Origin of the sequence: Pseudomonas sp. Cab53, from assembly GCF_018325965.1 — a bacterium.
In the GTDB taxonomy this organism is placed as follows: domain Bacteria; phylum Pseudomonadota; class Gammaproteobacteria; order Pseudomonadales; family Pseudomonadaceae; genus Aquipseudomonas; species Aquipseudomonas chlororaphis_E.
This window is the reverse complement of sequence record NZ_AP021902.1, coordinates 5697295-5712559: the sequence shown is the minus strand read 5'-3', so window position 1 is coordinate 5712559 and position 15265 is coordinate 5697295. Positions and strand designations below refer to the sequence as shown.

Below are 15265 nucleotides of genomic sequence, written 5' to 3'. Positions count from 1 at the left end.
ATTCAACCATGAGTACTCAAGTGATCAGCCTCGTCTCCATCGGTGCCCACCCGACCTCCGGCCGGCCCCGTCGCGCCGAACAGGACGCCCGCGCCGTGGAGCTGGGCCTGCAATTGGCTGGCAACGACCTGCAAGTGCTGCACGCCGGCGACGTGGCTGAGCCGGCCCTGCGCGCCTACCTGGGCATGGGCCTGGACGAACTCCACGTCCTGGACAACCCCGAGGGCGCCGACGCGCTGCCGGCCCTGACCGACTACCTGCGCGATGTCGGCGCCCAAGTGGTGCTCACCGGCAGCCAGGCGGAAACCGGCGAAGGTTCTGGGATGTTGCCATTCCTGCTGGCGGAAAACCTCGGCTGGCCGCTGGTGGTCGGGCTGGCCCAGGTCGAATCCATCGACAGCGGCGTCGCCCTGGTGTTGCAAGCCCTGCCTCGCGGGCAACGGCGCCGCTTGAAAGTGCGCCTGCCGTTCCTGGCGACTGTGGATAACGCTGCGCCCAAGCCTCGGCAGAGCGCCTACGGCCCTGCGCGACGGGGTGCCCTGCACGCCGAAGAGGTCGAAGTGGTCGATGACGCCTTGCTGGCGGTGGCGACCCTGCAACCGGCCAAGCCACGCCCCAAACGCCTGAAGGTGATCAAGGCCAAGAGCGGCGCCGACCGCATGAAAGCCGCCACGGCCAAGGCCAGCGGCGGAGGCGGGCAAGTGCTCAAGGGCGTCAGCCCGGAAGCGGGCGCCGAGGCGATTCTCAAGTTGCTTGTTGAGGAAGGGGTCGTCCGCTAAGGCGGAAACGACCTACTCCCCTGTGGGTGCGAGCCTGCTCGCGAGGGCTGTGTGTCAGGCGACAGGGTTGTCGCGGGATACCGCTTTCGCTTGCCGGTTCGCTCTCACGGTGCTGTGTGGTTTTATCCCCAGGCTTTCGCGCGCTTGTATCAGGTTTCCGTCGTGGGCAACGGAAACGCTGCAGGGTGTTCAGTATTTGAATGTCTCACTTCAATGACAACCTTCTCAGCCGAGATATTGTCAATTTGCGCGTTTAATATATGCCTGTTTAATGTGTCCAGATTCGCATCCCATTCATCCAGCAGGAAAATCTCAACGGGCTGCTGTAATAAGCCTGATAGTTGCTTCATTTGGCGCTGCCCTGTCGATAGGTTTTCGTCGGGTTCCGAAAAACTGATGTCGGGAGATATCAGCACGGCGTCTTCAGAAAGGGACTTGATCCATTTTAGAACTGAGGACTTTCCTGAGCCGTTGTCGCCTTGCACGAGATAGCGTCCTGGTTTTAGCGCTTGACACACCAGCGCCTGCTGAAACTCGGCTAACGCATACCTTTGCTGGGTGGTGATTTCCCTGATGGTTATTTTCTGAGCACTTATCTGCTCGTTGAAATTCTGTTGCTCAAGCGTCTGAGTGAATGTGACGAGGTTTTTGACTTTGCGCCTGACGATGACGAACTGACTGCCATACATACTCAGTGCATGGACGCTTCCGAATAACTGCAGTGTTCGTGGCAATACAGCAACCAGGGTGCCCAGCGGCACAGCCGTTACTTCGGCAGGAAGGTACAAGGCGACTATCATGATGAGCACCGCTACGCAGATGGGTAGGCAAGCGATCATCTGCTCAAGCAACACATATTTTTCGGTGGTTCTAAAATAATGCTCTGATTGATCCGAGTATCGAAGTTTTCTGTTGTTGAACATAGGCGAGCTCGCGAAGTGGCTATTGTGCCAGAGCGGCTCGATTTCAAGTAATGCTTGAAGTTTTGTTTTTTGGAGACGGGTTGCATATTCATCTATTTTGGTTTTCATGAGCATGACGAATATGGCTGAGACCATCAATGAGGCGAGAAGCACACTGGATATCAAGTGACCAAGCGTCAGGTAGAAAACGATAAGCGTGAAAATGATGTTGAAGTAGGTCGAGGCCATTCCAATGTAAAAAGCGGCGGCGTGTTCTATGGTGCCTGCGGCTTCGCCGGTCAACCAATTTGTCGTAAGCTTGCTGTTTTTGCTGGAGGAAAGCCTTATGTCTTTCCTGAGCAATGAAAATGTCTGAAGGGTGTAATGTTTCCATGTCTGGTTCTGTAACCGTACACGTACTAATTCACCTGCTGAACTGATCAAGTAAGCCAGTAGCGCGAAGGCAAAGAAATAAACAATGTACATCTTGATCGATGCGTAGGTTTGCAGCGTTAGCGCCTCACCCGCTTGGGCAATGAAGTAGGTTGAGAGTGCGAGGCTTATTTGTTGAAGCAAGGCCAGTGTCAGGGCGATGATGAATAGACGGCTTTTTATGAACACTGCTATATCCCTATAGACGGTAGTCGACACGCGGTCACATCATCTATCGGTCCGGCAATTGATTTGTCAAAGTGCTTTCAAGCTAATCGATGACAAAGTATTTAGTTGAGAAGTACTCCCAATCACCTCGGCTGCGTCAATGGCGTTGTGATTTACTCACAATCCCTGTGCGTCCACTTGTGGATAACCTGTTCGCCCATCGCTACACCCCACGCCAATCAAGCCCTTCCAGCCTTCGATCAAAAAACGATCAGTCTAACTCACGGTTTTTATTGGCTTTTCCCGTTACCTCTGGGCATATGAGTGTCCACAATTGCCCCCAATCTCTGTTGGTGCTTCTGTGGATAAGATGTTCGCTATCGTCTGCAAGCCAGGCAGATCGTGCCTTTCATGCAGTTGATCATTAAATGATCAATTCCGTTGGGCCATTGGAAAAATACCGGAAAAACCCGTGGTTAACCGCTGTCTCCGTGGTTTTCCACAGAAACGTCAATTTATCCCCGAACACTGTTGGCGCTTCTGTGGATAAGGTGTTTGCTTACCGCTACAGGCTAGTGAATACAAGGCTTTCAAACGTTTGATCAAAAAATAACCGATAATGCACGGGCGCGTTTGCTGTGCATAACAGGCGATTTTCCCGTGTTTTTATCCCAAGACGATCCCAGATGATCCTCACTTGTCCCCATTTGCTGTGGGTGGTCATGTGGATAACTTGTTTGCGAATGGCCGCAGGGCCCGGCGGCTATAGTCCAAATCGCGATAGATCAAATTTCATACAGTTCTAAGTGGCTGCCTTGACGCAGGTCGGTCACCTGTCTTCACTCATGGCACAAGGACACCGCTTCTTTATCCAGATCAGGTTCAGGGAGAACGCATGATGGATAGCCCGCTCCCCTGCATGCATCGGTTTTCCCCCACGGTGTGCGTTGCGCCGCTTCTTGGCGCATTACCCAGACGGACCCGTCGTCGCGCCGCCAATCAGCGCGCGCGGCTATAGCGCGCCGTTGTCCGACTGATTCCCCGCCACACCGCTGACTGCCGCTCGAACCCCTACGGGTCGGTGGCCAGGCGTTCGCACGCCTTCGATTTACAGGCAACCGCAGAGTTGCCCCATCTGCCTGAGAGGACTTGAACATGACACGGATCTCGACCCCCATCAGCCAAATCCAGGAGCACTACGACGTCGTGGTCATCGGTTCGGGCTACGGCGGTGGCATTGCGGCCTCGCGCCTGTCCCGGGCCGGGCGCAAGGTATGTTTGCTGGAGCGGGGCCGGGAGATACAGCCCGGCGAGTACCCCAACACCCTGCTCGCCGCCACCGAGGAGTTGCAGGTGCACGACCCGGACGGCCACATCGGCTCGCGCACCGGCCTGTTCGACTTGCACGTCAACGCCCAGCAGAACGTGGTGGTGGGCTGCGGCCTGGGCGGCACTTCGCTGATCAATGCCAACGTTTCGCTGGAGCCCGAGCCCGGGGTGTTCGAAGACCTGCGCTGGCCGCAAGCGGTGCGTGAACACCGCGACACGTTGCTCAAGGACGGTTATGCGCGGGCCCGGGAGATGCTTAAGCCCAACGCCTACCCGGACTCGTCGCCGAACCTGCCCAAGCTCGACGCCCACAAGCAGTCGGCCGACTACCTCAAGCAGGGGGCGCATTTCTACAAGCCGCCGATCAACGTCACGTTCGACAAGCTGGCCAACAACCTCAACCACGTCGGGGTCGAGCAATTGCCGTGCAACGGCTGCGGCGATTGCGTCTCCGGCTGTAACAACAAGGCCAAGAACACCACCCTGATGAACTACCTGCCGGATGCCTGGAACCACGGCGCAGAGATTTTCTGCCAGACGGAGGTGCGGCACCTGGAGCGCGACGGCGATGGCTGGATCGTGCACTTCCAATACCTGGACAGTGGTCGTGAGTTGTTCTCGGCGCCGACTCTGTTTGTGCGTGCCGACATCGTGGTGGTGTCCGCCGGGACCTTGGGCTCGACTGAAATCATGCTGCGCTCGCGGGACAAGGGCCTGTCGATGTCCAGTCAGCTGGGCGAGAACATGAGCGGCAACGGCGACATCCTCGGGTTCGGTCACAACTGCGACCAGACCATCAACGGCATCGGCTTCGGCGCTCATTCGGCCAAGGAGCTGGAGCCGGTGGGGCCATGCATCACGTCAATCATCGACATGCGCACCGAAGGCGACTGGCGCAGCCGCATGGTCATCGAAGAGGGCTCGATCCCCGGTGCGCTCGGCCGGGCCATGGTGCCGAGCATGGCGGCATTCGCCGGCATGATCGGTGTGCCCACCGACACCGGTTTCGGTGCCAGCCTCAAGTACAAGGGGCGCGAGGCCGAGAGCTTCCTGCGCGGGCCTTACTACGGCGCGCTGCATAACATGCAGACGTACCTGATCATGAGCCATGACAACGGCAAGGGGCGCATGGTGCTCGACCGCCAGGACCAGTTGCGCATCGACTGGCCCGGTGTCGGCGAGCAGGAGAACGTCACCCTCGGCAACGAGCGCCTGCACCAGAGCACCAAGGCCCTGGGCGGGATCTGGGTCGAGAACCCGATCTGGACCAAGTTGCTCAGGCACAGCATCGTGTCGGTCCATCCCCTGGGCGGTTGCGTGATGGGCGAAGACGCGACGCAAGGCGTGGTCAACCACAAGGGCCAGGTGTTCAGCGGCGCCAGCGGCACGGATGTCTACCCCGGGTTGTACGTGGCCGACGGCGCGGTGATCCCGACCTCCCTGGCGGTCAATCCGCTGCTGACCATTTCGGCGGTGAGCGAGCGCAACATGGGCCTGCTGGCAGCGGATCGGGGGTGGACCATCGACTACACGCTGCCGTCGGCCCCGAGCAAACCGGTGGCGGCGCCGACCCTGGGTGTGCAATTCACCGAGACCATGAAGGGCTACTTTTCCACCGCCTTCGCCCAGGCCCAGGGCACCGACCTGACGCTCTACGAAGCGGCGGCCAAGCGCGGCAAGGCCGATAACTCGCCCATCGAATTCACCCTGACCATTACCGCCGACGACCTCAATCGCCTGATCAAGGAGCCTGAACACGCCGCGACGCTGGTGGGCACGCTGGATGCGCCGATGCTCTCGCCCAAGCCGCTGGTCGCCAGCAATGGGGTGTTCAACCTGTTCGAGGTGTATCAGCAACAGGTTGGCGTGCGGCACATGAACTACGACATGAAGCTGACCGCCGAGGACGGCACCGATTACTACTTCAGCGCGTTCAAGACCGTGCCCGAGGACAATGGCGTGCTGAACATCTGGCACGACACCAGCACGCTGTACGTCACCTTGTATCGTGGACCGGACAAGACCGGCGCGGTGCTTGGCTCGGGGGTGATGCACATCCTGCCGACCGATTTCGCCAAGCAGATGACCACCATGAAAGTGCTCAACGCCCGCAATGAACGTGAGCGTGTCGAGGCCTTGGCGCGGTTCGGCAAGTTCTTCGCCGGGATCCTGTGGGAGAGCTACGGTGGGGTATTTGCCGGCGATGTCTACTTCAATCCGGACGCGCCGCCGCGTATCAAGCGGCCGCTGGATGCACCGGCGCCGACCGTGCATTTCTTCCAGACCGAGGACAATGTCGAGCTGCGCCTGACCCGTTATCAGGCCGGCACGAAGGGCCCGGTCATGCTGGCACACGGCCTGGGCGTGGGGTCGAACATCTTTTCCACCGACACCATCCACACCAACCTGCTGGAGTACCTGTGCAAGCACGAATATGACGTCTGGCTACTGGACCTGCGGGTAAGCATCCTGCTGCCGGCCAGCAAGCGCGAATGGAACGGCGACCAGGTGGCCCAGTACGATTTCAAAGCGGCCATCGAGCAGATCCAGCAGGCGACCCTGGCCCGTGACGTGCAGTGCGTGGTGCATTGCTACGGTGCGACGACGTTCTTCATGTCGCTGCTGGCGGGCCTGCAAGGGGTGCGCTCGGTGGTCTGCTCGCAGATCGCCGCCGACACGGTGGTCGCCACGGCCACCGGGCTGAAGGCCGGCCTGCACTTGCCGGGCATGCTCGACGCCATCGGCATCAAGTCCCTGACGGCCTATGCCGACAACAAGGAGAACTGGTTCAACAAACTCTACGACAAGGCCCTCAACGGCTATGCGCGGATCGAGGCCCAAGGCTATTGCACCAATCCGGTCTGCCACCGCATCACCTTCATGTACGCATCGCTGTATCGCCACGACACCCTCAACGAGACCCTGCACGACAACCTGCATGAACTGTTCGGTGAGTCGAACATGCACACCTTCGAGCACCTGGCGCTGATCGTTCGCAAGGGCCACCTGGTGGACTTCAAGGGTAATGACGTCTACATGCCGCATTTCGATCGGCTGAAGTTGCCGATCTGCTTCATCAGCGGCGCCGACAACCAGTGCTACCTGCCGCAAAGCACCCTCAAGACCTACCAGCGCCTGTGCGACCTGCACGGCCCGCAACTGTTCAGCCGCCACGAGGTGCCGGGCTACGGGCATATCGACTGCATGTTCGGCAAGGATGCGGTGGTGGATGTGTATCCAATCATCCTCGAACACCTGGAGAAGACTGCGTTGGGTTGACGTCGGATCGAGTCGACTTCTTCGCGAGCAAGCCCGCTCCCACAGGGGTACGCGATCTCCTGTGGGAGCGGGCTTGCTCGCGAAAGCGCACTGAAGAGCGCTGCATTTAGTGATTACGCTCAAGGAAAAAGGATGCCCATGAACACTTACATCCGCTGGTTCCAACGCATCATCTGGGTCGGGATCGTCATGAACATGTGCTTCGCCATCCCGGCGCTGTTTGCGCCGGCGTTGCTGACGTCCATGCTTGGCCTGCCGCCCGTGTTGTCCGATCCCTGGCTGGAGAACGCCGGCATGTTGCTGGTGGGTATCAGCCTGTTCTACATGCCGTCGGGGTTCGCCGCGCCGCGCTTCGTGGTGAATTCCTGGTTGTGCGTACTCTCGCGCCTGGTGGCAGTGGTGTTCTGGATCTACCTGATCAACACCAACGCCCAGGGGCCACTGTTCGTACCGATGCTGATGGGCGACCTGAGCATGTTCCTGATCCTGGGCGGGCTGCTGTACCTGGGCAGCCCGGTGGCCAATCGTCCGTTGGCGTTGCTCTGTGACGGTTGGCGGGCGTGGCGCGAAGGCTGGGCGCGACGCTGGCACAGGCCCGGCTTCAAGACCGGTGCGTTGGTGGTGGTGCTGGTGCTGGGGTTCATCGGTTACCAGACCTGGTACCAGATGATCCGCGAGGTGCCGCAGCCGGACTTCGCCTCCGACGAGGATCACTACAAGTACGCCGCCATCGGCCTGGGCATCGAGGCGCGGATCCCGTACTACCTGTTCGCCGTGCTGCCGCAGATGTGCCCGGAAAAACTGCCCAAGCCTGGCGGCTACGAAGTGTTCGGTTTCCTGTACGAGAACGGCAACGACCTGCCCATCGGCATGGCCAAGCGACAACTGGGCTACCCCACCGTGGAACCCAACTGCGCCCTGTGCCACACCGGCTCCTACCGGGCCAGTGCCTCTGACGTCGCGGTGCCGGTCGCCGCCGCGCCGGCCAATACCCTGCAACTGCAAGCCTTCCAGTGGTTCGCCTACGATTGCGCCAGCGACCCGAAATTCACCCCGGATGCGGTCATGGCCGCGATCAACGGCAAGTTCCAGTTGGGCTTCTTCGAGAAGCTGTACAACCGCTACCTGATCATCCCGATGGCCAAGAGCGCGCTGCTCAAGCAGAAACAGGCCTATGCCTGGCAGAAACTGCGTCCCGCCCAGGGGCCGGGGCGCACCGACACCTTCAACCCGACCAAGATGGTGGTGTTCGGCTTCCCGGATGATTCCACCATCGGCACCGTGGACCTGCCCCAGGTCTGGAACCAGAAACCCCGCGAGTCGATGTACCTGCATTGGGACGGCAATAACAACAAGATCCATGAGCGCAACTACGCCGCGGCGATGGCGGTGGGGGCGACGCCTGAATCGGTGCTGCCGCCCAGTTTCAACCGCGTGACCAACTGGCTGCTGGGCCACAAGGCGCCGGCCTGGCCGTTCGCCCTGGACTCGGCGAAAGTCGCCCAGGGCCAGCCGATCTGGGAGAAGAACTGCGCCGGTTGTCATGATTTCGGCCGCACTGACACGGGCCAGGTCACCACCAACATCGACCAACTGGGCACCGATCCCCATCGTCTGAACTCCTTCACCACGGGCCTGGTGACGGCGTTCCACGGGTTCAAGAAACCACCGTTCGACTTCAACGCCTACCGCAAGACCCAGAGCTACAGCAACACACCGACCGACGGCATCTGGCTGCGCGCGCCGTACCTGCACAACGGCTCGGTGCCGACCTTGTGGGACCTGCTGCTGCCGCCGGAGCAGCGCCCGCAGGTGTTCTACACCGGCTCCGACATCTACGACCCGCAGAAGGTCGGCTTCGTCACCAGCGGCGCGCAGATGAAAGCGTCGGCGGACTTCAAGTACGACACCCGCCTGGAAGGCAACCACAACGGCGGCCACCTGTACGGCACGCAGTTGTCGGACGTCGATAAGCGGGCCCTGATCGAGTTCATGAAGACCCTGTAGCCCAGGGCATTGCGAAGGAGCGTCCACATGTCATTACTGCATCATTGGGAACATGAGTTCGACAAGGTCAAGGTCCGCCTGCATGGGTTGGTCACGCGGCTGGAAATGTCCTGGAAAAAACTGGTCAACGACCTGGAGCCCGAGGAGTTCCAAGCCATCGTCAAGCTGTTGCAACGCGGCCACGACCAGGCGCGACACGTGATCGAGCACGGCGACCTGCCGGATGACGAACCGGCCGTGCCGTGGGAGCTGTCCCACGGCCTGTCGATCCTGAAGCTCGGCAACGCCGAGCCCTTGCCGCAGAGCGAGGACGAATTGCCGACCCGGGTACTCAAGGACGGCACCTTGCTGGGCTGTCGCAAATGGGAACTGCTGGACCTGTTATGGAGCGAGGCGCTGCTCAAGTGGATCGAGAACCTGCGCCATCACGCGACGTTCGCCACCACCCCGGCGCTGGTGAAGATGGACCGCGACGTGGTGTTGGCGATCGCCGGAGACTGGGGCACCGGGCCGTTCGACAGCCACGCGCCGGCGGTCGCGGTCGCCAACCAGATGCAACTGGCCCAGGCCGATTTCACCATCCACCTGGGGGATGTGTACTACGCCGGCACCCATTCCCAGGAAGACGTCGACATGGTCGGCTGGCCCCAGGGCAAGCACGGTTCGTTCACCCTCAACTCCAACCATGAGATGTACAGCGGCGCCCACGGTTACTTCAAGGAGCTGGCCAAGCGTTTCCCGGTGCAGCAGGGCACCAGTTATTTCGCCTTGTACAACGACGATTGGCTGGTGGTCGGCCTCGACAGCGCCTACGCCTCGGACGCCATGAACCTGTACATGGACGGCACCCTCAACACCCAGCAGATCGACTGGATGAAGGGCCTGCCCAAACGCAAGAAGTTGATGGTGCTCAGTCACCACCAGGGCTTTGATATTTCCGGGCACCACAAGACCGCGCTGTACCAGCCGGTGTGCGACGCCTTGGGCCGTGAGCCGGATTATTGGTATTGGGGGCATTTGCACAACGGCATTTGCTACGCCACCCAGGGCGGCTTGCATGCGCGATGCGCCGGGCATGGGGCGATTCCCTATGGCACCACCAGCGAGTTGAACGGGCATGCCCGGGTGCTGTGGTCGGAGACGCAACTGGCGGGGGATGAGGCGTATCCGGAGCGGGTGTTGAACGGGTATGTGAAGGTGCAGTTGAGCGGGGAGGCGATTGTCGAGACGTTCTATGGGGAGGATGGGTCGGTGCGCTGGTCTTCGAAGTAATCAGGTGAATGTCAGGCCGCTATCGCGAGCAAGCTCGCTCCCACAGGTTTGTGAACGACACAGAACCCCTGTGGGAGCGAGCTTGCTCGCGATGCTTCTGACTTAGCCCTGGACCGGCACACCCTTGAGGTACGGCGCCGGCTCGGCTCCCAGGTTGTTGAGCATGCGCTCGCTGTACCAGTCGACGAAGTTCACCACGCCGAACTCATAGGTCTTGGAGTACGGGCCAGGCTGGTAGGCGGTGGAGTTGATGCCGCGCTGGTTTTCCTCGGCCAGGCGACGGTCCTGGTCGTTGGTGGCGTCCCAGACTTCGCGCATGCGCGCCACGTCATAGTCCACGCCTTCGACGGCGTCCTTGTGCACCAGCCACTTGGTGGTGACCATGGTTTCCTGGGCGCTGATCGGCCACACGGTGAACACGATGATGTGGTCGCCCATGCAGTGGTTCCACGAATGCGGCAGGTGCAGGATGCGCATCGAGCCCAGGTCCGGGTTCTTGATGCGACCCATCAGCTTGGCGCAGCCTTGCTTGCCGTCCAGGGTCATCGACACGGTGCCCTTGAGCAGCGGCATGCGCACGATACGATTGCGCAGGCCAAAGCTGGCGTGGGCGTAAGGGATCTTCTCGGCTTCCCATGCGGCGGCGGACGCGGCCACGTGGTCCTTGAACGCCTGGTCGGCCCGCGGGTCGGTGACATCGTCCCATTCCAGCAGGGTCTTGAGCAGTTCCGGGTGCGAACCGCCGCAGTGGTAGCACTCGCGGTTGTTTTCCAGCACCAGCTTCCAGTTGGCCTTTTCCATCAAGGTGGTTTGCACCGCCACCTTGGTGTTTTCCATGTCGTACGGTTCCATGTAGTGGCTGAGCGTCGACAGGAAGTCATCGATGGCCGGTGGATTCTCCGCCAGGCTGATGAAGATGTAGCCGCCGGCGGTCTTCACGTTCACTGGCTTGAGGCCGTACTGCTTCATGTCGAAGTCGGCGCCCATCTCGGTGCCGGCGAACAGCAGGCGACCGTCCAGCTCGTAGGTCCACTGGTGATAATGGCAGACCAGCTTGGCCACCTTGCCTTTGTCGCTGGTGCACAGGCGTGAACCGCGGTGGCGGCAGACGTTGTGGAAGGCATGCACCACGCCGTCGGCGCCGCGAATCACGATGATCGGGTTCTTGCCGACCTGCAGGGTCAGGTAGTTGCCCTTGGTCGGGATCTCGCAGGTCATGCCGGCGATCAACCATTCCTTCTGGAAGATCTCCTGCATGTCGATGTCGAACAGGCGCTCGTCGCTGTAGAACGGCTGGGGCAACGAGAACGTGCGCTCGCGCTCCTGCAGCATCTGTGCGGTGGCCTTGCGTGCGGGTTCCAGCGGATCGCCCAGGCTCAGGGTTGTGGTCACGTCCATCGTTGTATCCTCATGGCCATCTGTGTGGCCGGCGAAATGACTAATCGGTTGTGCTACGCAAGGCAGAAAACGTTGTTTGTCTGTTGGGGCGAGTGTGGGGCCGCGCAGGGGGCGAACCTTATCCATGGGCGACATGGCCCAATCTGTTCCCGACGCGCAAGCCCCGGTGGTTGGGGGCTGGTCGCGATAAGTATGTCAATGTCGCGAATAGGTAAACGGCGGTGCCGGGGCCTGCGCACAATCGCCAACATGAAGGCCGGCAGTCGGCCGTGGAGATGAGCATGTCCAATAATTTCCTGAACCCGGTCACCACCCAGACCTGGGCCAATGGCCGACATATCGTGCGGTGCGTCAAAGTCATCCAGGAAACCTGGGATGTGCGTACGTTCTGTTTCATGGCCGACCAGCCGATCATGTTCTTTTTCAAGCCGGGGCAGTTCGTCACCCTGGAGCTGGAGATCGAAGGCCAGCCGGTCATGCGCTCCTACACCATCTCCAGTTCGCCGTCGGTGCCCTACAGTTTCTCGGTGACCATCAAGCGCGTGCCGGGCGGCAAGGTCTCGAACTGGCTGCATGACACCCTGCATGAGGGCCAGGAGCTGGCGGTGCACGGGCCGGTGGGGCTGTTCAATGCCATCGACTTCTCCGCCCCGAAAGTCCTCTACCTCAGCGGCGGCGTCGGCATTACCCCGGTGATGTCCATGGCGCGCTGGTACTACGACACCAATGCCAACGTCGACATGGTGTTCATCCACAGTGCCCGTTCGCCCAAGGACATCATCTACCACCGCGAGCTGGAGCACATGGCGTCGCGGATCGACAACTTCAGCCTGCACCTGATTTGTGAGAAGCATGGCCTGGGCGAGCCTTGGGCCGGTTATCGCGGCTACCTGAACCACAAGATGCTGGAGCTGATGGCGCCGGACTTCATGGAGCGCGAGGTCTTCTGCTGCGGCCCGACGCCGTACATGAACGCGGTCAAGCGCTTGCTGGAGAGTGCCGGCTTCGACATGAAGCGTTATCACGAGGAATCCTTCGGCGCCACGCCGCCGGAAGCCCGGGCCGACGCCGTGGAGCAAGCCGAGCAGGCCGCCGAAGCGCCCGAAGTCGATGCCGCGGACCTGCACCTGGTGGAGTTCACCTCCTCGGGCAAGAGCATTCGCGTGGCACCGGGCGAAACCGTCCATGCCGCCGCCGCCAAGCTCGGCATGATGATTCCCAAGGCCTGTGGCATGGGCATCTGCGGAACCTGCAAGGTGTTGAAGCTGGGTGGGGAAGTGGAGATGGACCACAACGGCGGCATCACCGAGGACGACGAAGCCGAAGGCTACATCCTGTCGTGCTGCAGCGTGCCGAAGGGGGACGTGCGGATCGAGTTCTGATCCGCATCTCTCAGGCAGAACGTGGTTCCTTGTGGCGAGGGGATTTATCCCCGCTGGGCTGCGAAGCAGCCCCCAAACAGCCAACTCGGTTAACCGGATACACCGCGTCCACAGGTTTTAGGGCTGCTTCGCAGCCCATCGGGGATAAATCCCCTCGCCACAGGGTAACCATGTCCCCGGGCCAAACAGTGGTCCGGCCCGGCCTTGGGTGAATCTTTACTTAGCCCGCCATCACTTCCCGGATGTCCGCCGCCAGTTCCCTTACCCGCGCCTCTTCGGTGTCCCACGAGCACATGAAGCGGGCGCCGCCCTTGCCGATGAACGTGTAGAACCGCCAGCCGCGGGCGGTGAGGGTGGTGATGGCGGCTTCCGAGAGTTGCAGGAACACGCCATTGGCCTGGACCGGGAACATCAGTTCCACGCCAGGAATGTCACTCACCAGTTGCGCCAGGAGCTGGGCGCAGTGGTTGGCGTGGCGGGCGTGCTTGAGCCAGGCGTCGTCCTGCAGCAGGCCGACCCAGGGCGCGGAGAGAAAGCGCATCTTCGAGGCCAGTTGCCCCGCCTGCTTGCAGCGGTAGTCGAAGTCTTCGGCCAGGTCGTGATTGAAGAACAGGATCGCCTCGCCCACCGCCATGCCGTTTTTCGTCCCGCCGAAGCACAGCACGTCCACGCCGGCTTTCCAGGTCAGGTCGGCCGGGGAGCAGCCGAGGAAAGCGCAGGCGTTGGAAAAGCGCGCGCCGTCCATGTGCAGGTTCAGCCCCAATTCCTTGCAGGTGATGCTGATGGCGCGGATTTCTTCCGGGGTATAGACGCTGCCGACTTCCGTGGCCTGGGTCAGGGTCACGACGCGCGGTTTGGGATAATGGATGTCCTGGCGCTTGAGGGCGATCTCGCGGATCGAGTCGGGGGTCAGTTTGCCGTTTTCGGTGCGGGCCACCAGCAGTTTGGAACCGTTGGAGAAGAACTCCGGCGCCCCGCACTCGTCGGTTTCGACGTGGGCAGTTTCCGAGCAGATCACGCTGTGGTAACTCTGGCATAGCGAGGACAGTGCCAGGGAGTTGGCCGCGGTGCCGTTGAACGCGAAGAACACTTCGCAGTCGGTTTCAAACAAGGCGCGGAAATCATCGGCGGCCCGGTGGGTCCACTCATCGTCGCCGTAGGCGCGTTGGTGGCCCTGGTTGGCTTCTTCCATGGCGGCCCAGGCTTCGGGGCAAATACCGGAATAGTTGTCGCTGGCAAACTGTTGACTCTTGTCGGTCATGGCCTTGCTCCTGAGGTAGAGAGTCCTGGATAAAGAGTTCCCTGAGTGGACGTCCCGGGTGGGGGCGTTCCGGGGTCGGCGCGCTTGGGTCCACGACGCCGTGTTCGATGTTGGTGCGCACTTTACCCAAGATTAGCGGGGGAACACACCGGATGTTTCTGTCAGGAAATCACAATGTCATTGCGTCGCCTTGCCCATGAGCCGACGTGACGGGGCGCTGGATCTGCTCAAGTGGCTGGCTCTGTTGACGATGGTGCTCGATCATCTGCGATATGTCGGTTTCTCCGCCGATTGGCTGTACGTACCGGGGCGCCTGGCATTTCCCTGGTTCTGTCTGGCGATGGCGGCAAACCTGGCGCGCATCGGCGCCAGCGCCCTGCCGTGGCGTTACCTGGGCTGGTTGCTGTTGTTCGGCGCGGTGAGTGAAGTGCCTTATCGGCTGTTCTTTCCTGAGGGGGCGACGCTCAATGTGCTGCCGACCCTGACCCTGGGCTTGCTGGTGGCGCGCAGTTGGCAGACGCCGACCCTGGAGGCGCGCGGCCTGGCGGTGGGGGCGCTGTTGTTGTCGGCGTGGTTCTCTGCGCAACTGATGTTCGGCTTCTTCGGCGTGTTGCTGCCACTGGCGTTGCTGCTGGTGATTCGCCGGCCCTGGTACTTCGCCGTGTTGCCGGGGGTGGTGTGCGTGGCGGCCAATCAGTGGCGGGCGCTTTACGGCGCGGCGTGGCTGGGCAATGCCGTGGCGCTGTGGGGGTTGGTGGCTTGCCTGCTGGCGCCAGTGCTTGGGCTGTTGCTGTTGCGACAGGCTGGTCGTATTCATCCGCCGGCGATGCGGCGTTGGGCTTATGCACTTTATCCAGCGCATTTTCTGGTTCTGCTCGTGGTTCGGCAGGTCATTACCCAAGCAATGAGATGAAGGCCTGTGGCGAGGGGATTTATCCCCGTTGAGCTGCGAAGCAGCTCCCTGAATCAGTCAATCCGGTCATTCTGATACACCGCACCCGCAGGCTTGGGGGCCGCTTCGCGCCCCAGCGGGGATAAATCCCCTCGCCACAGTGA

The 15265-nt window shown here is 61.0% G+C and carries 9 protein-coding genes; 6 read left to right on the top strand and 3 right to left on the bottom strand.

Features of this window, described 5'->3' with window-relative positions; translation table 11 throughout:
• Positions 1-8 precede the first annotated feature (8 nt).
• Positions 9-779 (top strand): electron transfer flavoprotein subunit beta, encoded by a 771-nt coding sequence (locus KI241_RS25135; protein WP_047735904.1) that lies wholly within the window; start codon positions 9-11, stop codon positions 777-779.
• Between the two features lie 149 nt (positions 780-928).
• Here the strand turns inward: KI241_RS25135 and KI241_RS25130 are convergent, their stop codons facing one another.
• The gene (locus KI241_RS25130) at positions 929-2302 is read right to left on the bottom strand and encodes a hypothetical protein (protein WP_144419381.1); all 1374 of its coding nucleotides are present in this window, start codon (positions 2300-2302) and stop codon (positions 929-931) included.
• 1134 nt (positions 2303-3436) lie between these two features.
• Between KI241_RS25130 and KI241_RS25125 the strand changes: the two genes are divergently transcribed.
• The 3 genes from KI241_RS25125 (at position 3437) to KI241_RS25115 (ending at position 10168) form a co-directional block, all read left to right on the top strand.
• Positions 3437-6889 carry a GMC oxidoreductase gene (locus KI241_RS25125; RefSeq protein ID WP_212803110.1) on the top strand — a complete coding sequence of 1151 codons (3453 nt, stop codon included), beginning with the start codon at positions 3437-3439 and terminating at the stop codon, positions 6887-6889.
• A 138-nt stretch (positions 6890-7027) separates the two neighbouring features.
• A complete protein-coding gene (locus KI241_RS25120; RefSeq protein WP_042730740.1) occupies positions 7028-8896 on the top strand; it encodes a hypothetical protein in 1869 nt (622 codons plus the stop codon).
• Between the two features lie 27 nt (positions 8897-8923).
• Positions 8924-10168 (top strand): metallophosphoesterase, encoded by a 1245-nt coding sequence (locus tag KI241_RS25115; protein ID WP_123579705.1) that lies wholly within the window; start codon positions 8924-8926, stop codon positions 10166-10168.
• A gap of 102 nt (positions 10169-10270) precedes the next feature.
• Here KI241_RS25115 and gbcA read toward each other — a convergent pair whose 3' ends face one another.
• Positions 10271-11566, bottom strand: coding sequence for a glycine-betaine demethylase subunit GbcA (gene gbcA / locus KI241_RS25110; protein ID WP_042730735.1), 1296 nt, complete (start codon positions 11564-11566; stop codon positions 10271-10273).
• A 281-nt stretch (positions 11567-11847) separates the two neighbouring features.
• Here gbcA and gbcB point away from each other — a divergent pair, with 281 nt between their 5' ends.
• Entirely contained in the window at positions 11848-12948 is a 1101-nt protein-coding gene (gene gbcB / locus KI241_RS25105) for a glycine-betaine demethylase subunit GbcB (RefSeq protein ID WP_042730734.1), read from the top strand.
• Between the two features lie 220 nt (positions 12949-13168).
• On the opposite strand, the gene KI241_RS25100 is transcribed toward gbcB, so the two are convergent.
• Positions 13169-14209, bottom strand: coding sequence for a low specificity L-threonine aldolase (locus KI241_RS25100; RefSeq protein WP_047735908.1), 1041 nt, complete (start codon positions 14207-14209; stop codon positions 13169-13171).
• Between the two features lie 196 nt (positions 14210-14405).
• Here KI241_RS25100 and KI241_RS25095 point away from each other — a divergent pair, with 196 nt between their 5' ends.
• Positions 14406-15122, top strand: coding sequence for a TraX family protein (locus KI241_RS25095; RefSeq protein WP_212803109.1), 717 nt, complete (start codon positions 14406-14408; stop codon positions 15120-15122).
• Positions 15123-15265 lie beyond the last annotated feature (143 nt).